General features: G+C 65.5%; 15 protein-coding genes. 11 read left to right on the forward strand and 4 right to left on the reverse strand.

Going from position 1 to position 17,369, the window contains the following annotated elements; all coding sequences use genetic code 11:
• The 3 genes from VIG90_RS14500 to VIG90_RS14510 all read left to right on the forward strand — a co-directional run.
• Positions 1–1,269: ABC-F family ATP-binding cassette domain-containing protein (locus tag VIG90_RS14500; protein WP_331594235.1), on the forward strand; the 1,269-nt coding region annotated here is incomplete at its 5' end.
• A 151-nt stretch (positions 1,270–1,420) separates the two neighbouring features.
• A complete protein-coding gene (locus tag VIG90_RS14505) occupies positions 1,421–2,125 on the forward strand; it encodes a PEP-CTERM sorting domain-containing protein (protein WP_331594236.1) in 705 nt (234 codons plus the stop codon).
• A 221-nt stretch (positions 2,126–2,346) separates the two neighbouring features.
• Positions 2,347–3,045 (forward strand): PEP-CTERM sorting domain-containing protein, encoded by a 699-nt coding sequence (locus tag VIG90_RS14510; RefSeq protein WP_331594237.1) that lies wholly within the window; start codon positions 2,347–2,349, stop codon positions 3,043–3,045.
• Here VIG90_RS14510 and VIG90_RS14515 read toward each other — a convergent pair.
• Positions 3,023–3,631, reverse strand: a complete 609-nt coding sequence (locus tag VIG90_RS14515; RefSeq protein ID WP_331594238.1) for a cysteine hydrolase family protein — start codon at positions 3,629–3,631, stop codon at positions 3,023–3,025. The two genes, VIG90_RS14510 and VIG90_RS14515, sit on opposite strands and share 23 nt — an antisense overlap.
• Positions 3,632–3,727: 96 nt before the next feature.
• Between VIG90_RS14515 and VIG90_RS14520 the strand changes: the two genes are divergently transcribed.
• Positions 3,728–4,186, forward strand: a complete 459-nt coding sequence (locus VIG90_RS14520) for an Lrp/AsnC family transcriptional regulator (protein WP_331594239.1) — start codon at positions 3,728–3,730, stop codon at positions 4,184–4,186.
• A gap of 136 nt (positions 4,187–4,322) precedes the next feature.
• On the opposite strand, the gene VIG90_RS14525 is transcribed toward VIG90_RS14520, so the two are convergent.
• Positions 4,323–7,061: a hypothetical protein gene (locus VIG90_RS14525; protein WP_331594240.1), complete on the reverse strand. Its 2,739-nt coding sequence runs from the start codon at positions 7,059–7,061 to the stop codon at positions 4,323–4,325.
• Between the two features lie 317 nt (positions 7,062–7,378).
• Here VIG90_RS14525 and VIG90_RS14530 point away from each other — a divergent pair, with 317 nt between their 5' ends.
• Complete coding sequence (locus tag VIG90_RS14530; protein WP_331594241.1) at positions 7,379–7,882, forward strand: hypothetical protein; 504 nt, start codon at positions 7,379–7,381, stop codon at positions 7,880–7,882.
• Positions 7,883–7,886: 4 nt separating this feature from the next.
• Here the strand turns inward: VIG90_RS14530 and VIG90_RS14535 are convergent, their stop codons facing one another.
• Both VIG90_RS14535 and VIG90_RS14540 read right to left on the reverse strand, forming a co-directional pair.
• The gene (locus VIG90_RS14535; protein WP_331594242.1) at positions 7,887–8,777 is read right to left on the reverse strand and encodes an EamA family transporter; all 891 of its coding nucleotides are present in this window, start codon (positions 8,775–8,777) and stop codon (positions 7,887–7,889) included.
• Positions 8,778–8,945: 168 nt separating this feature from the next.
• Entirely contained in the window at positions 8,946–9,851 is a 906-nt protein-coding gene (locus VIG90_RS14540) for an EamA family transporter (RefSeq protein WP_331594243.1), read from the reverse strand.
• A 284-nt stretch (positions 9,852–10,135) separates the two neighbouring features.
• On the opposite strand from VIG90_RS14540, the gene VIG90_RS14545 reads away from it, so the two are divergent.
• The 6 genes from VIG90_RS14545 to VIG90_RS14570 all read left to right on the forward strand — a co-directional run bounded on the left by VIG90_RS14545 (position 10,136) and on the right by VIG90_RS14570 (position 17,177).
• Entirely contained in the window at positions 10,136–10,900 is a 765-nt protein-coding gene (locus VIG90_RS14545; RefSeq protein WP_331594244.1) for an SRPBCC family protein, read from the forward strand.
• Between the two features lie 107 nt (positions 10,901–11,007).
• A complete protein-coding gene (locus tag VIG90_RS14550) occupies positions 11,008–12,180 on the forward strand; it encodes a zinc-dependent alcohol dehydrogenase (protein WP_331594245.1) in 1,173 nt (390 codons plus the stop codon).
• A gap of 613 nt (positions 12,181–12,793) precedes the next feature.
• Positions 12,794–13,012, forward strand: coding sequence for a ribbon-helix-helix protein, CopG family (locus VIG90_RS14555; protein ID WP_331594246.1), 219 nt, complete (start codon positions 12,794–12,796; stop codon positions 13,010–13,012).
• A 194-nt stretch (positions 13,013–13,206) separates the two neighbouring features.
• Positions 13,207–13,455 (forward strand): hypothetical protein, encoded by a 249-nt coding sequence (locus tag VIG90_RS14560; protein ID WP_331594247.1) that lies wholly within the window; start codon positions 13,207–13,209, stop codon positions 13,453–13,455.
• 399 nt (positions 13,456–13,854) lie between these two features.
• Entirely contained in the window at positions 13,855–16,146 is a 2,292-nt protein-coding gene (locus VIG90_RS14565; protein WP_331594248.1) for a TonB-dependent hemoglobin/transferrin/lactoferrin family receptor, read from the forward strand.
• Between the two features lie 17 nt (positions 16,147–16,163).
• On the forward strand, positions 16,164–17,177 hold the full coding sequence (locus VIG90_RS14570) for a DUF6607 family protein (protein WP_331594249.1): 1,014 nt from the start codon (positions 16,164–16,166) through the stop codon (positions 17,175–17,177).
• The last annotated feature ends 192 nt before the right edge of the window (positions 17,178–17,369 follow it).

Here is a 17,369-nt window from a genome sequence, read left to right on the forward strand (position 1 = left end):
GACGACGGCTACGAGATCGGCCGCATTCACGGAGAGTTGCTGCGCATCGACGCCTATTCGGTGGAAGCGCGCGCCGCTGAACTTCTGACCGGCCTCGGCTTCTCCGAAGACGGACAGTACGAGCCCGTCTCCTCCTTCTCGGGCGGCTGGCGCATGCGCCTCAACCTGGCCCGCGCCCTGATGTGCCGCTCCGAGCTGCTGCTGCTCGACGAGCCGACCAACCACCTCGACCTCGAGACGGTGATGTGGCTGCAGGACTGGCTGAAGAGCTACGAAGGCACGGTGCTTCTCATCTCGCACGACCGCAATTTCCTCGATGCGGTGGTGGACCGGGTTCTGGAGATCAAGGGCCAGCAGCTGACCCTCTACACCGGCACCTACAGCGACTATGAGCGCCAGCGCGCCGAGCGGCTGCAACAGCAGCAGTCGATGTTCGAGAAGCAGCAGCGCCAGATCGCCCACATCGAGAGCTTCATCGAGCGCTTCCGTGCCAAGGCCACCAAGGCCCGGCAGGCGCAGAGCCGCATCAAGGCGCTGGCCAAGCTGGAGCGCGTGGCCGCCGCCCACGTGGACAGCCCGTTCAGCTTCCAGTTCCGCGAGCCGGAATCCATGTCGCAGACGCTCATCGAAGCCGAAAAGGTGGCGGTGGGCTACGGCGAGAAGATCATCCTCAAGAACATCGGGCTGCGCGTGACAGCCGGCACCCGCGTGGGTCTGCTGGGCCGCAACGGCGCGGGTAAATCCACGCTCATCAAGCTGATTGCCGGCGAGCTTGAGGCCAAGGAAGGGCGGCTGGTGCGCGACAAGCGCATCAAGTTCGGCTACTTCGCCCAGCACCAGCTGGAGTTGTTGCGCCCGGAAATGTCTGCGCTCTGGCACATGCAGCAGATTGCGCCGACCGCGCGGGATCAGGATCTGCGCACGTTCCTGGGCGGCTTCGGCTTTACGGACCAGAAGGCATTCCAGGCGACCGGCGAGATGTCGGGCGGCGAGAAGTCCCGCCTCGTGCTGGCGACGATCGTGTGGCAGCGGCCCAACCTGCTGCTGCTGGACGAGCCGACCAACCACCTGGACCTGGAAGTGCGCGCAGCCCTGACGCTCGCGCTTCAGGACTTCGAGGGTGCCGTCGTTCTCGTCTCCCACGATACGGCGCTGATCGAGACCGTGGTGGACAAGTACTGGCTGGTGGACAAGGGCAAGGTCTCGGTCTTCGACGGCGACCTTGCGGACTACAAGGCCTACCGCGCCAAGGCGGACCGGGAGAAGTAAAACCGGACCATCTGTCGGCCGCTTTTACGATCCTCCCGACTGCGCTGAAACGGCTTGAGGCCAAGCGGCCATAACCGCTTCGTATATTTATTCTGGCGTAAAACTTGCTTTGCCTCCCTGTGCATTCGGCACACAGGGAGGAAGGCACTTTATGTCTGCGCTTTGGTCGTCAGTGAGCAGGTTCAGGTCCCCGCTGGAGCGGTTTGCTCTGGCGTTTGCGGTCATTGTGGGCGTGGCCTCCACCAGCCAGCCGGCAGCAGCGGCGCTGATCGAACTCGACAGTTCCTTCGGGGCAGACTCGATCACCCGGGACACGGATACCGGCCTCGAGTGGCTCGACCTGCGCTACACCCACGGTTTCATCGACGAGACCAACGAACGGCTGGCACCCGGCGGGGATCTGTTCGGCTGGCGGCGCGCGACCACAGATGAAGTGGTCACCTTCTGGGACCATGCGGGCATTGCCGTCACGGGCACGGGCGACAGCCCGGCGCTGAGCAGCGACCCGGCCTATGTGGCGGCCGTCGATGCCCTGATGAACAACCTCGGCCTGTGGCAGGCTCACCCCTCCGTCGACTTCACGCATGGCTTCACGGCCGAGCCCGGAGAGACGCCGGGCACATGGTACACGGCCTTCCTTGCGCGGTACTGGGACAGTGATCTCGAGCAGTTCACGCAGGCCGCCGCGTCCATCTGGACCGAGCGTGAGGCCAACCCGGCCCTTCCCTGCTGCGAGCCTTACCAGAACTGGCTGGTGCGCGACTTCACTGATGTGCCCGAGCCGGCGCCCTTTGCATTGCTGGCGCTGGGCGCCGGGCTGGCAGGCTTCGGCATCAGGCGTCGGCGCGTGGCTTGAAAGCCTTGGGCGGCGGTGCCAACACCGCCTCCTATTCCTGCGTTGGCGGACGCGATCCGCAGATACCCGGCGGACCGGCTGTCGAGAACCCTTACACTTCAACCCCCGGCCCGAGGCGCGTCGAGACCTAAGCATATTTAATTATTATAATTAACCATATTGGCCCGAAACTTGCCTTCTCTGCTGGACCGATTGAACAGGTGGGAAGGGAGGCCCTCGTCATGTTTCAGCGCTGGACTGCGTCACGCATATCCGGGAGCCTGATCAGCCGCTTCGCCCTCGCAATGGCGTTCACCCTGGGCGTGGCCTGTGCCGGCCAGCCTGGACAGGCTGCACTGATTGAGCTCGACAGCTCGTTTGGCACCAGCACTATCACTCGGGATACCATTACGGGACTGGACTGGCTGGATCTGGATATCAGCATGGGAACGCTTGCGGAAACCGACGCACGGCTTTCCTCTGGCGGTGATCTGTTCGGCTGGCGACGGGCAACGACACAGGAAGTCTTCTCGCTCTGGCGAAGTGCTGGTGTTGTCTCAACCGGTTCGGCAGACGAGCCTGGTTACACGTATGACATGGAAATCGTCGAACCCATCGTCGCGCTGATCGATCTGGTGGGCGTCACCGATCGCTTCGGCCTTGATGAGAGAAGCTGGGGGTATACGGCCGAGAGTTACGGGACATCGGGCCAGTGGCTTTCTGCCTATCTCTGGCGGCGATGGGATCACGACTGCTGCGGCTACACCCTCGGAGCTGCTGTCTCCAGCACCGTCGTCGAGGCAACTCCACCGCCTTTGACGTTCTACGGCAGCTGGCTCGTGCGCGAATATGCAGTCGTTCCCGAACCCGGCCCCCTTGCACTGGTGGCGCTGGGAGCCGGGCTTACGGGTCTTGGAATCAGGCGTCGGCGCGTAGCCTGATCGCTCTGGCGGCGGTGGCTTCCGCATCTGCCGCCGCCAGTACCGCATCTGTCGTCACGATGGTGGCGAACTCCTCATTCAGATCGCTGAGCGCGGCGTCGTGAACGTCCTGGGCGGAGCGCAGGCGACCGTCGATATGCCTGCGCGCAAAAGTGGCGGTGGCATCCGACACCACGAAGGTATTGAACCCCAGATTGCCCGCCATGCGCGCGGTGGTGGAGACGCAGTGGTTTGTGGTGAGGCCGACGATCACCAGCGTCGAGAGGCCCGCCGCGCGCAGGTCCGCCTCCAGCGTAGTGCCGATGAAACCGCTGTTCACCTGCTTGTGATGGACAGGCTCGCCCGGCAGCGGCTCGGCCTCCGCCTTGGGCAGATTGCCTGGCGTGCCGGGGCGGAAGCACCCCGCTGGCGAGCGGCTGTCGTGATGCACATGGAAGACCGGGCGCTGCGCGTTGCGCCACGCGGAAAGTAAGCGGGAAATGTTGGCTTCGGCCTGCGGGTTGTTGCGCTCTCCCCAGCTGGGATCGAAAAAGCCCTGCTGTACGTCGATGAGCACGAGGGCGGCGTCTCTGGGCAAGGACTGCATCTGTTTCTCCTGTCGGCGTCGGATGACTGGACGGGAGAATGGCACTCGGGCACAACCGGTTGCGAGCCGTAAGGATGACGGTTTGGGGGCGTCAGAATGACGGAACAGACACTGCAACCGGATGAGATGGACCCGAAGGACCGGATCCTGATCGCAGCGCTCAAGGACAACGCGCGAGAGAGCATCGTCTCGCTGGCGCGGCGGGTCGGCCTGTCCCGCAGCGCGACGCAGGACCGGCTGCAACGGCTGGAGAAGCGCGGGGTCATTCGTGGCTATACCGTTCGGCTGGGCGGCACCGGCCCGGCCCACACGCGGGCGCTGATGGCCATTTCCTTCAAGCCGGGCTTCCAGTGCGAACATGTGCTGCCGCACCTGAAAACCCTGCCGGAAATTCAGGCCTGCCTTGCGCTGGCAGGCCCCGTTGATCTGATGCTGACGGTGGAGGCGGCCTCCACCGCAGCCCTTGAGGCGGTGCGCGCCGCTGTTGCGAAAGTGCCGGGCGTCGCCACCGTCAGCACCCATTTCGTGTTGAAGGAGCACTGGGCGGCGGCGTGACGGAGTGCGCCATGCCGACGCCCGGTGCGTTTCCTGATCAGAGCCCCGATCTGATGCAATCGGATCGGGGCTCTCAAGTCTTTTGGTGGTCGCACTTTCTTAACCGCAGGACATGCCGTCCTGCTCGAAAGCTGCTTTAGAAGGACTTGCGCGCCTTCAGCATGAAGGTGCGGCCGAGGTAGCGCCCGGCGTTTTCCTCGTTGGTGACATAGCCGTTCGCGCCCACGATCCTGGGCGTGGTGTCGGTCAGGTTCTCCGCCTCGAGCGAGAGATGCACGCCGCTGAGGAAGGTGCCCTGCCAGTCACGCGGGCTGAAGTTCTTGAAGACGCGCACATCGAGCGAATAGTAGCTCTTGATCCTGGCGAACCGGCCGGTGGCCAGATCACGGTTGATTGTCTGCGGCGAGTTCCACGAGCCCTTGAGCGTGATGCCCGTGCCGGCCTTGGAATAGCCCAGCTGGAGATCGATGACGTGGGGGGACATGCCGCTGCGCGAGCCAGCGCCCTCGCCGTTCAGCAGATCGAGCGTCTCGCCGCCCTTGAACAGCTGAAGCTCCTGCTCGAGGTTCCAGTTGTAATAAAGGCCGAAGCGGATGCGACCCGGCGGGGAGCGCCGGGGCCTGTCCCCCTGCCCCAGCCCCGGAATACTGGCACCGGCCGCGCCGATGCCCGGCGGCGGGCCGCCTTCGCCGGGACGGTTGCCATCCGGCCGGTCGGAGCGGGGCTGGCCCATGCTCTCGGCCCGGCTTTGCATTTCGCCGCTGCCGCCGCGTCCGCCGAAGCCGCGCGGAGGGCCGCCGCGACTGGAATCCGCCGTGATGCCTTCCTCGGTGACGCGCCACGTGGCGTTAATGCCGAAGCGCAGGCGGGTCTGCTTGCTGCGGTAGGCGTTGACCGGGCGGCTGTCGAACGCCAGCAGTTCGCCGTTCTCACCGCGCACGAAGCGGGACGGGAACTGGGCTTCCAGTTCCGACGTGGGGTCCGGGAACCGGGTGACGCCGTTGTGCAGCGTGCTCTGGGTGAAGCTGGCGGTGAAGGTATAGCTCTTGCCGGTGAACGGGCGCAGCGAGAGGTTGGCCTTTACCATTTCCTGCCGACCCGGGCGCAGGTCCGCATTGCCGCCGGAGATTTCCGTGGCGCTGACGATCTGCCCGAGAACGGGGTCGTAGATCAGCTCGCCCGGCAACTGGAATTCGATGCCGTAGAGGTTCGACATGGTGGGGTAAACCGCATCGTCACTGTAGTTCACCGTGACCTGCACGTTGCTGTGCGGCGCCCACATGACGCCGGCGCCCCACGACATGCGAGTGCCGAACTTGCCGGAGGTGTCGAACCCCACATAAGGGGAGACAGTCACGCCGCCGATGGGCGAGCCCAGATCCTTGTCAGCCGAGAGCAGCGGGATGCTGAGGCTGGCCGTGCCGCTGGTGGTGAGATACTGGCCGGTGCGGCTGCGGTCCGCCGCGCCGTCCGTCACCTCGTTCTTCAGGCGCTGGTGCTGGGTTTCCAGGTTGAGCGAGGTGGTGATCTCCCCCGCCTCGGTGCGGCCCAGCATGCGCGAGCCGAGCAGGCTGGCCTGAAGGACGCGCGAAGTCTCGATCGAGCGGTCATAGGCGGCGAACTGGCCAAGGTCCTGCCCGGCCAGATTGAACGGGTTGAGCGCGCCTGCGCCGTTCTCGATTTCGGCGCGCAGCAGGTCATCATCCAGTCCGCGATCGGCGCGCAGGTTCTGGCGGCCATAGGTCAGGCCGGCCTCGAAATCCCAGTTCCAGCCGTCATGGGTGCCGTTGGCGGTGGTGGTCGCCTCGACGTTGGTGTTGCGGGCGCGGCGCTCGAGCGGGCTGTTGCCGATGTACTGGTACAGCGTCACGTCCTCGTTGAACGGGCTGTACGGGTTGGTGCCCGAGATCGGCAGGGAGGAGCCGGCGAGGCCCACGAGATTGGTGCTGCGGGTCTGTTCAAGGTTCAGGCTGGCGGTGGCGTTGATATCCTCCCCCAGCTTGCCGGTGATGGAGGCCGCGCCCTCAAGCGTGCGGCTGGAGGGCAGCAGCGTGCGGTACTGGTTGAGGTCCGTGACGCTGCGCTGATTGGCCGTCCGGGCAAAGTCATCCAGCGACAGCGCGCCGTCCCACTCCGGCAGGGCGGCGATGTCGACCGGCGCGCCGACCAGACCGGACAGGGCGGGGTCGATCTCGCTGTTCCCCTCCGCCGGGCCGATATTGCCCTGGAGCGAAAAGGGCTGGCTGTTGTAGCGCCCGTTGCTGAGGCGCTCGGACGCCAGCAACTTGTCGGAGCGGCTGTAGCCGGCAGACAAAAACGTGCGCTTGTCCTGGTTGATGAGCAGCGAGGTCGCGGTGACGCCCTGGCTGCCGTGATCGAACTGGTCAGAGACGGTGCCCTCCACTTCCACGGAATTCTCGCGGAAGCGCGGGCGCAGCACGATGTTCAGCACCTTCTGGGTGGGCGGGTAGCCGTAGCGCACGGCAACGTCCGGCGGGAACACGTCCACGCGCATGATGGCGCGGGCCGGGTAGCGGCGGATCTCACCGATGTTCTTCAGCCGCTTGCCGTTGAGCAGGAAAACCGGACTCTCGGTGCCGCCGTCCACCTGAGGGTTCAGCTCTTCCAGCAGCTCTCCGATGGAGGATACGCCGAACGACATGACGTCACCGGCGTTGAAGCGCAGCTCCGGCTTCGCATCGCCCAGCACCGCGCCATATTCGGTCTGGCTGGCGGTGACGATGATCTCGTCTTCCTCGTAGAGCTCGGCAAAGTCCGCGCCGGTGGGGTCCGGCCTGGGGGAGACCTGGGCGGCGACCGGGCTGTGGACACAGGCAACCGCGATCGCCAGGGCAGCAGGCTTGAAGTGCGTCATGTTTTACTTCGACCACAAAAGAGTACACCAGCGGCAGGACCGGGCCGCCCCGAAACAGGGGCGAGGCGAACCGGTGCCGCACGCTTCCTTTACGGGGCGAGGCGTTGAGATCCTTCCCCAACAATCTCCGGCCGCGATAGCGGCGCCATTGTTACGGGAGGATGAACCGGCTTGGGGCCGGTGCGTGACACTCTGGGTCGCGCTTCGATAAAGTGTCATATATGACACTTGTTGGTTTCCCCTTGATTTCAGTGCTTTTCAAACCAGTTCGTATGTGTTTTGTTCTGAGGCGAGCACGATTCTGGAAAGAGGACGTCATGGGAGCAGGCACGATCGGCGTGGGCCAGATCGTCACGACACTGGCCGAGGTGTCGCGCAGGCCGCGCTACGCCTTCATGGTGCTGAACCTGATTTCGGAGATCGCCGGGCCGGACGGCAAGGCCGGGCCCTACGTGCGGAAGGGCAATGAGCACATCTCCGTGCGCGACTGGCTGAGCGACTGCCTTGCCCCGCTTGGGCAGGACGAGCGCCGCCGCGCCGACCTGCGCCGCCGCCTGATGGCGGAGATGAAAAAGGAACTGCCGCACGATCCGGAGGAAGCCGAACGGCTGGTGGAGCGCGCACTTCAGACCCGCATTCGCAACAGTTCCAAGACCAACATCTCCCACGCCGTCTCTGACCTTGTGAAGGCCGGGTACGTGAAGCGGCACTACGAGGGCTGGGTGCGCAACCATGTGAACCGGGGCGCGCAGCGCCACGCGGTTTACGTGGTGGACGGCGACGTGCTGGCCGCCCTGCGGCGGGGCACGCAGCTGTTGTAAGCCCTCAGGCCGGTGTGATCCGCCGCCCGGCGGGCCAGAACTGATTGACCACAAGCCCGCCGATGACCAGCGCGGCGGCGGCGAATTTCCAGAGGGGCAGGCTCTCGCCCAGGAGCAGGGCGGAGGCCCCCATGCCGAACACGGGCACGAGCAGGCTCATGGGCGCAACGCTGGCCGCCGGGTAGCGGGAGAGCAGCCAGCCGAAGGCGGCATAGCCGAACATGCTGTTGCCGACCGACTGCCAGACCACCGCCGCCCATGTGGCGGCATCGGCCGAGGCGAGTCCTGCTGTCATGGCGGCCGGGCCTTCGAACAGGAACGAGAGCAGGAACAGCGGCGGCGCGGCGAACATGCTGGACCAGACCACATAGGCCAGCATATTCACCCCCGGCGTTGAGCGCGCCACCACATTGCCGCCCGCCCAGCACAGCGCCGCCACCAGCCCGAGCGCAAGGCCGAGCGGCGTGGCATCGCCCCCGCCCAGGTACCCGATCAGCGCCATGCCGGCAGCGGCCATGGCGACCGCCGCCCACTGGTGCGGGCGCAGTCGCTCGCCCGACAAAAGGATGGCGAGCCCGACGGTGAAGAACGCCTGGCTCTGGAGGATGAGCGAGGCCAGACCCGGCGACAGGTCCGACTTCATGGCGATGAAGAGCAGGCCGAACTGCCCCGCGCCGATGAGAAGGCCATAGGAGGCGAGCCGGACCAGAGGCACCCTCGGCCGGCGGATGAACAGGGCGGCAGGCAGAAATGCGATTGTAAACCGCAGCGCCGCGAACAGCAGCGGCGGCAGGTGATTGAGCCCGAAGCGGATGACGACGAAATTGGTGCCCCACACCGCCATGATGGCCAGTGCGAGAAGGAGGTGGGGAAGCGACAGGGAGGTGCGCGACAAGGGGGTGCTCCGACCGGCAGCGGCGGCTTGCCCATCCTTGCGGCGGATAAGCGCCTGACGTCTGACGCTATTTGGCAGGTTGGCGGCCGGACTGCAAAGGGTCTGACGGCATGCCGTGCATGCCGGGATTGCATGACGCGGGACGGACCGGGCATGGTCCGGCGCGGGTCAGCTCCGGGTCGGCGCAGGCAGCAGGACGCGCGCGGCGGCGGGCCAGAACTGGTTGATGACGAGCCCGCCGATGACCATGACGGCGGCGGTGATCTTCCAGCCGGGCAGCCCCTCCCCCAGCACCAGGACGGACGCGGTGAGGCCGAACACCGGAACCAGCAGCGTGAGCGGCGCGACGCTGGCCGCCCGGTAGCGGGCGAGCAGCCAGCCATAGACCGCATAGCCGAACAGGCTGTTGCCGGCGGACTGCCACAGCACAGCGCCCCATGTGGCCGGACCCGCCGCCGCAAACCCCGCCGAAATTGCCTCCGGCCCTTCCAGCAGCAGGGAGGCGATGAAGAGCGGCACGGCGGCGAACAGCCCGGACCAGACCACGAAGGCCAGCATGTTCACCCCCGGTGCGGCGCGGGCGACGATATTGCCGAGCGCCCAGCAAAACGCGGAGAGCAGCGCCAAGGTCAGCCCGAGGGCGGTGGCGTCTCCCCCGCCTTTGATGCCGATGAGCACCATGCCGCCGACCGCGAGGCCGACCGCCACCCACTGATGAAGGAGGACCTTCTCCTTGTCGAACAGGATGGCAAGGCCGATGGTGAAGAACACCTGGGCCTGCACCACGATGGAGGCGAGGCCGGGCGAGATGTCTTTGCGCAATGCCACGAGCAAGAGCCCGAATTGCAGCGCGCCGATGAGGACCCCGTAACTGGCCAGCCTGCCCCACGCCACCCGGGGCTTCGGCAAAAAGAGGGCCATGGGGAAAAAGACGAAGGCGAACCGCAGCGCCGCCATCAGCAGCGGCGGCAGGTCTTCAAGGCCGAAGCGGATGATGACGAAGTTCGTGCCCCAGATGAACATGACCACGACCGCGGTCAGGAAATGGGGAAGCGACAGGGATGTGCGCTGCATGAATTTTTCCTACCCGGCGGGCGGCCAGAAAACGGACAGAGAAGGCCGCCCGCCCATGGGAGACGAACGTTTCGCCATGGCACCGCTGCCTAGAGGGCATCTACTGGTGAATGCGGGAGGTTTGTCTGGCCGCCCCTGGAAAGCCGACGCGCCGATGCGGCTGACGGCTGTGGGGAACGGCTGCGCTGGCGCGTCGTTTGATCCAACGACCCCAAATCGGAAAAGCCGGACTATCGGCTGACTTATTCAATCATTTCATATCGCTCAATGAGGGAGACAACGCCGTGGATCGCCCGACCAATCCCCGCATTGAAGACCTGGACGCCGGCACACCGGCCGGCGCACGCGTGAGCCCGCGCCTGCACATGCGCGGCCCGGAACGGGCTCTTTCCGTTGCCGCAGGCGGTTTGCTCGCCGGATGGGCCATCCGGCGCGGCGGCGTGCTGGGCTGCCTTGCGGGCCTTGCAGGCAGCGTTCTGATTGCCCGGGGCGCTACCGGCATGGCCCCGGTGCGCCGCGCCCTGACCCCCAGCCAGCTGGAGAAGGACGAAGCCCGACGCCGGGGCTGGAGCACCGCCGCCGCCGTGTCCTGGGCGGTGACGATCAACCGTCCGCGCCAGGAGCTTTACGACTACTGGCGGAATTTCGCGAACCTCTCCGACGTTCTGGAAAACGTGGAAAAGGTGGACGTGATCGACGACACCCATTCGGAGTGGTCGGTGCGCGGTCCGGCGGGCGTGACCATCAAGTGGAAGGCCATGGTGACGGAAGATCTGCCCGGCCAGCGCATCGCCTGGTCTTCGGAAGACAAGGCGATGGTGAAGAACACGGGCTGGATCGAATTCCGCGATGCGGGGGAAGACCGGGGCACCGAGGTGCACGCCCTCATTCTTTACGAGCCGCCCGCAGGGCAGACCGGCCGCATGCTGGCCAAGCTGCTGCGGCGCGAGCCGGGCATTCAGCTGCGCCGGGACCTGCGGCGCTTCAAGCAGCTGATGGAAGCCGGAGAGATTTCGGCCAACCTGCCGCAGAGCATCATCAACGGCTGATCAGAGCCTGACCCGGGGCAGACCCGGAAATTTCCGCAACGCTTTTTCGGGCCGGTTTTCCGCATCAGCGCAAAAGGCCCCCGCTCGGGAAGGAAAAGGAGACTTTCATGCGCGCGCTCGTCTGGCACGGCAAAAAGGATGTCCGGGTGGAGAACATGCCCGACCCGGAAATCGTGAAGCCCCGGGATGCCATCATCCGGGTGACCTCCACCGCCATCTGCGGCTCGGACCTGCACATCTATGACGGCTATATCCCCACCATGAAATCGGGCGATATCCTCGGCCACGAGTTCATGGGCGAAGTGGTGGACGTGGGCCGGGAGGTGAAGAACCTGAAGAAGGGCGACCGGGTGGTGGTGCCGTTCACCATCGCCTGCGGCAACTGCTTCTTCTGCAAGACCGACCATTTTTCCCTGTGCGACAATTCCAATACGACCGACGGGGCGGAGATCGTCTCCACCATGTACGGCTACACCCCCTCGGCGATCTTCGGCTACTCGCACATGCTGGGCGGCTACGCGGGCGGACAGGCCGAACTGGTGCGCGTGCCCTTCGCCGACGTGGGCTGCATGAAGGTGCCCGACGGGATGCCCGACGAAAAGGTGCTGTTCCTGACCGACATCTTCCCGACCGGCTACATGGCCGCCGAGAACTGCAATATAAAACCCGGCGACACGGTGGCGGTGTGGGGCTGCGGCCCGGTGGGGCAGTTCGCGATCCGCTCCCTGTTCATGCTGGGGGCCGGACGGGTGATTGCGATCGACCACCACCCGACGCGCCTAGCCATGGCGGCCGAGGCGGGCGCCGAGCCGATGAACTTCGAGGAAACCAACATTCTGGACGCCCTGCGCGAGACGACCGGCGGGCGCGGGCCCGACGCCTGCCTTGACGCGGTGGGCATGGAAGCCCACGGCCTGACGCCGGACAACATGCTGGACCGGGCCAAGGCCGCCGTGATGCTGGCGACCGACCGGCCCCACGCCCTGCGCCAGATGATTCTCGCCTGCCGCAAGGGCGGCACCATCTCGCTGGCCGGCGTTTACGGCGGCATGCTGGACAAGGTGCCGATGGGCGCGGCCTTCAACAAGGGCCTGACCTTCAAGATGGGCCAGACCCACGTGCAGCGCTACCTGCGCCCGCTGCTCGAGCGCATCCAGAACGGGGAGATCGACCCCTCGTTCGTGATCAGCCACCGGATGCCGCTGGATGAGGCCGCGGAGGGCTACGATATCTTTGCCCACCAGCAGAACGACGTGACCAAGGTGGTGCTGACTCCCTGAGCCCGGCATGGCTGAGCTTGCCCTGTAATGCGTTCGATTTAGGGCCGGATCTACGACCATAAGATCCGGCCCCACAGGCGAACGCAACTTGACACACCCAAAATGTTCCTGATATGTTCTTCGTTGTGGTTGCGTTGAGATGGGGTGAAGAACGGCTCAAGCGAGGGAGGCGGCCATGAGTGCAGTGGGGGGTGCAGCGATGGGGGAGTTGGGTATTCTGAGCATCATTGCCCTGATGGCCGCGATGATTCTGGGGTTTGTCTTTCAGGGGGGCCTTACTGGTTTCCTTGAGGCGGCCAGAGGCCTGACCAACCGCGCCGTTGCAGTCGGGGTTATGGCTCCGGACGCGGAGGCGAATTGCGCCCGGATCGGCGGAATTGCAGCGTCTCTGCCGGGTTCGGGCCAGGACTGCGCCTGGGGGTCGACAGGGGGGAGGACTGCTGGCCGGCCTGCGTCACAGGGGCCGCCGCAAGAGGGCATCCCCTGCCGGGGATAGGCTGTTTGTTGCTCTTACATTGATTATGCGCAAAAATTGCACATAATATGCGCCTGATACGGCGCAGTGTGTGCCAATCCCCGTCTGCTCGGGGGCGCATGGTCAGGAGAGCAAAGAATGGCCAAAGTTCGCATGAACATCGAACTGAGCCAGGACGTGGCCGCGTTTCTTGAAGCGTTGGCGCAGGAGGAGGCGACCACCAAGACGGAGATCATCCGTCGGGCGCTTTCGGTCATGAAGGCGTACCGCCAGCAGAAGGACCGGGGCCGCAGCCACATCGGCTTCGTCTCCGATCCCGCCAAGCTGGACGTGGAGATTGTGGGCATTCTGAGCTGAACGGCAAGCGTACCTGGAAGCGGATTGATGGTCTGGCTGTGAGAGCAGATCGGTAACAAAAAACGGGCCGGGAGTGGGGACCGGCGGGCAGAGTGTGCGGGTAGAGCGTGCGGGCGAGCCCGGCGCAAGCGTGTTGCGGAGCTGGTTCCAGAGCGTGCGGATGACGAGCCTGAGCAGGCCGCTGGAGAGGATGCATGACCCAGATCATTCAATCCGATGAGGTCATCAAGCCCGACAGCGTGGTCGAGAACCGGGGAGAACTCATCCGCATCAAGGCCGGAGCGTGGATTGCCGGCGGCGCGCTGGCCATCGGCACGACCTTTCTCATCGTCTCGCTCTACCTGGGGGACGCGGAGCTGCGGGCCTGGGCCACGGGGCTGATCTCGCTGGTGGTGGGCACGGCCATCGGCTTCGTGTTCTCCAACGCCAACCGGTCCTCCTGAGCCTGCCTGCGCTTGCCGCCGCATCCGCGCCGATGCGCTGAAGGGGCGACAGCGCCTGACATCCGGCTGCTGGCCCCTGTCCTTCCCATTCGGCTGGCGCTGGAAATCCGTTTCCCTCTCTGGCTAAGGCTCTCTGACCAAGGTTCACTGGCACTGCGAAAAAAGCGCTGTCGTCTTGTGGCATGTCAGGCTGGGGAGAGACCGCCGCCGGGAAAACCCCGACGTATCCGGGCGCATGAACTCTGTCTGCCCGGCCGCTATTCTTGCAAATGATTCTTACAAACATATTGTTGACGAAACGAATGCCCCTTTTTATGAATCACTCTTGCGACTCGTTTGCATTCGCATGAATGCCGCAGTTTTCAAGCAAACAGAACGATTCAACTGGGGATTACACTCGTGTCTCAACCGCAACCTCGTGCGTGCGCCGCCCGGCTGAGCCTGCCGCCGGCCGCGCCCGGACTCCGTCTCGCCGGAAAGCCGGCCTGTGCGTCTCTGGCCATTGCGTTTGCCCTGCTCGCCCCGCCTGCCCGGGCGCAGGATATGGACGGCATCGCCTGGGTGGAACGGCTCGGCCAGATGACGGTCTCGGCCACCCGATCGCCCAAGACCGTGCTCGACGTGCCGGTGACGGTCAGCGTGATCGCCAGCCAAGAAATCGAGGACAACCTGGTTGAGGACATCAAGGACCTGGTGCGGTTCGAGCCGGGCGTCTCCGTGCGCAGCCAGCCGGCCCGCTTCACCGGCGCGTTCTCTTCAACGGGCCGGGACGGCAACGCCGGCTTCAACATCCGTGGCCTTGAGGGCAACCGGGTGATGATCCAGACCGACGGCATCCGCATGCCGGAGGCCTTCGCCTTCGGCGCGCAAAGCGTCGGGCGCGGCGACTATGCGGATCTCGACCTCATCAAGTCCGTGGAGATTCTGCGCGGCCCGGCTTCCACGCTCTACGGCTCGGATGGCCTTGCGGGCGCGGTCAGCTTCATGACCAAGGATCCGGACGACGTGCTGCGCGCCGGGCAGAGCATCGGCGGGCGGGCGCGCCTTGGCTATACGGGCGCGGATGACGGCTGGGCCAAGAGCCTGATGCTGGCGGGCCGCTCGGGCGATTTTTCGCTGATGGTGGCCTACACCCGGCGCGACAGCGAGGAGCAGGACAACAAGGGCGGGAACGAGGAGGCCAACGCCAACCGCACCGCGCCGAACCCGCAGGCGAACGACAGCAACGCCGTGCTGGCCAAGGCGGTGTGGGCTCCGGACAACGGCCATCGCGTGCGCCTGACCTACGACTATCAGGATCGGGAGACCGACACCCATGTGCTGAGCGCCATTGCGGTGCCGCCGCTGACCTCCACCAGCCTGCTCGACGTGACCGCGTTCGACAAGCTCCGGCGCGAGCGCTTCAGCCTCGATCACACGTATGAGGGCGACGGCACCCTGCGCCGGGCGAGCTGGGCGGTCTATCACCAGAAGAGCCGCACCCGCCAGTTCACGGCGGAGGACCGCAACACGGCGGCGGACCGCACCCGCAACAACCGGTTCGACAACCGGATCTACGGCGCGAACGGCCTCGTGGAACTGGGCTTCGGCGATGAGGCGCTGGCCCACGCCGTGCAGGTGGGCGCGGACGTCTCCCGCACCCGCCAGTCCGGCGTGCGGGACGGCACGGTGCCGCCGGTGGGCGAGACCTTTCCCAGCCGCGCCTTCCCGCTGACCGACTTCACGCTGGCAGGGCTGTTCCTGCAGGATGAGATTTCCATCAACGGCGGGCAGCTCACGCTCTATCCGTCCGTGCGCATCGATCACTACAAGCTGAAGCCGAAGGCGGATGACCTATTTCACGGCCAGTTCGCCACCAAGAGCGGCGAGGCGTTCTCGCCCAAGTTCGGCGCCGTGTGGTGGGTGGACCCGCAGTTCGGCGTGTTCGCCAACTACGCCTCGGGCTTCCGCGCGCCCTCACCTTCGGAGGTGAACAACGGGTTCTCCAACCCGCTGATGAACTATGCCTCCCTGCCCAACCCGGACCTGAAGCCCGAGACCAGCGACACGCTGGAAGGCGGCCTGCGCGTGCGGGACGTGGCGCTGGGCGGCGCGCGGGTTTCGGCCAGCCTGACCGCGTTCATCGGCTGGTACAAGGACTTCATCACACAGGCCATGACCGGCGGCAGCTTCACCGCGCTGGACCCGGCCGTGTACCAGTTCGTGAACATGGACAATGTTCGCATACACGGTCTCGAGTTCAAGGCGGACGCGCGGCTGGGCGGCGGCTTCCACCTGAACCTTGCGGCCAGCTACACCAAGGGCCGCCAGACGGATGGCGAGGGCGAGCGCACGCCGCTGTCCAGCATCGACCCCGTCAAGGTGGTGGGCGGCCTCAGTTACCGCGAGCCCGCCACCGGGCGCTACGGCGGCCAGCTGTTCGTGACGTGGTCTGCCCGGAAGAAGCAGAGCCGCATCAGCGAGACCTGCACGCCGGACTGCTTCACGCCGCCCGCGTTCGTGATCGCCGACGCCACCGCGTTCTTCAACGTGACCGAGACCGCCACGCTGCGCGTCGGCGTCTTCAACATCTTCGACAGGAAATACTGGTGGTGGAGCGATGTGCGCGGCGTTGCCGACGGCTCGATCACCACCGACGCCTTTACCCAGCCGGGGCGCACCGTAAATGCGTCTCTGGTCGTGAAATTCTGAGCATTCGGGGACGACAGATGAACACGCAGATCTTCAAGACCGCCCTCGCCCGGCCGCTGATGGCGCTGGCGCTGGCCGCCGCAATGCCTGCCGCCGCAGTGCCTGCGTTTGCCGCGCCTGCCCGGGCCGATGCTCCGGCAGCCACGCCCGCGCAGAGCACGGCGAAGTTCGAGGCCGACCGCCAGCACATCCTTGCGATGGCGGGCAAGTACAACGTGCACTTCGATTTCCGCGAGACGACGCCCTGGCAGGCGGACTACGACCCCATCGAGACCAAGACCTCGGGCGGGCACGAACTGGTGAAGGTGATTGCGGACACCGGCCGCTTCATCAGCCTGCAGCACCTGCTGGTGGTGCAGCACGAGGGCAAGAGCCATGTGATCAAGCACTGGCGGCAGGACTGGACCTACGAGCCGGAGTCCGTGCTCGTCTACAAGGGCAACGGCACGTGGATGCAGGAAGAGGTGCCCCCGGCGCTGCGCAAGGGCCGCTGGTCCCAGACCGTGTGGCAGGTGGACGACAGCCCGCGCTACGGCGGCTGGGGCCAGTGGACGGCAGAAGGCGGCGTGCCGCGCTGGCGCTCCAGCTGGACCTATCGCCCGCTCGCCCGGCGCGATGCGGTGCGCAAGCCGATCTATGACCGGTACCTCGGCATCAACCGCCACTCGCCGACGCCTTCCGGGTGGATCCACTGGCAGGACAACATCAAGCTGGCGGTGAAGGACGGCAAGGAGGTGCCGTATGTTCAGGAAATCGTGCTGAACACCTACGATCGCTACGACGGCTTCAACGCCGCACCCGCCGAGGACTACTGGGAAAAGACGAAGGGCTTCTGGGCCGTGGTGCGCCAGGAGTGGGACGGCGTCATCGCCCGCACCGGCGGCATCTCGGTGCGCGAAGTGGCGGATACCGGCTCGGCCAGCGCCGAAGGCCTGATGAGCGCGGCGCAGGACCTCGCCGACGGGAAGATCACGCTGGAGGCGGCAAATGCCAAGGCCCGCCAGATCATCGCCGAGGTGACACGGCGGTAGGGCTGTGTGATTTTTCGGAATTATAAACAGGAAATGTAAGGGGGTCTGTAACCTTTCAATTACCCACATCTTTGATAGCGAGATTATAGCCCACCGACATATCCAGGAGGCGCCGCCACCCTCTCCACATCACGATATTTCCGGGAGGGGGATCATGACTTCGCGCCAAGTATCCGCCGAGCTTCGCAACCT

Source organism: Pedomonas sp. (assembly GCF_036515995.1).
Lineage (GTDB): Bacteria > Pseudomonadota > Alphaproteobacteria > Sphingomonadales > Sphingomonadaceae > Pedomonas.

Excerpts from the sequence above, each read along its gene's own strand:
- VIG90_RS14505 (WP_331594236.1), top strand. The coding sequence starts at position 1,421 with ATGTCTGCGCTTTGGTCGTCAGTGAGCAGGTTCAGGTCCCCGCTGGAG.
- VIG90_RS14510 (WP_331594237.1), top strand. The coding sequence starts at position 2,347 with ATGTTTCAGCGCTGGACTGCGTCACGCATATCCGGGAGCCTGATCAGC.
- VIG90_RS14515 (WP_331594238.1), bottom strand. The coding sequence starts at position 3,631 with ATGCAGTCCTTGCCCAGAGACGCCGCCCTCGTGCTCATCGACGTACAG.
- VIG90_RS14520 (WP_331594239.1), top strand. The coding sequence starts at position 3,728 with ATGACGGAACAGACACTGCAACCGGATGAGATGGACCCGAAGGACCGG.
- VIG90_RS14525 (WP_331594240.1), bottom strand. The coding sequence starts at position 7,061 with ATGACGCACTTCAAGCCTGCTGCCCTGGCGATCGCGGTTGCCTGTGTC.
- VIG90_RS14530 (WP_331594241.1), top strand. The coding sequence starts at position 7,379 with ATGGGAGCAGGCACGATCGGCGTGGGCCAGATCGTCACGACACTGGCC.
- VIG90_RS14540 (WP_331594243.1), bottom strand. The coding sequence starts at position 9,851 with ATGCAGCGCACATCCCTGTCGCTTCCCCATTTCCTGACCGCGGTCGTG.
- VIG90_RS14550 (WP_331594245.1), top strand. The coding sequence starts at position 11,008 with ATGCGCGCGCTCGTCTGGCACGGCAAAAAGGATGTCCGGGTGGAGAAC.
- VIG90_RS14555 (WP_331594246.1), top strand. The coding sequence starts at position 12,794 with ATGGCCAAAGTTCGCATGAACATCGAACTGAGCCAGGACGTGGCCGCG.
- VIG90_RS14560 (WP_331594247.1), top strand. The coding sequence starts at position 13,207 with ATGACCCAGATCATTCAATCCGATGAGGTCATCAAGCCCGACAGCGTG.
- VIG90_RS14570 (WP_331594249.1), top strand. The coding sequence starts at position 16,164 with ATGAACACGCAGATCTTCAAGACCGCCCTCGCCCGGCCGCTGATGGCG.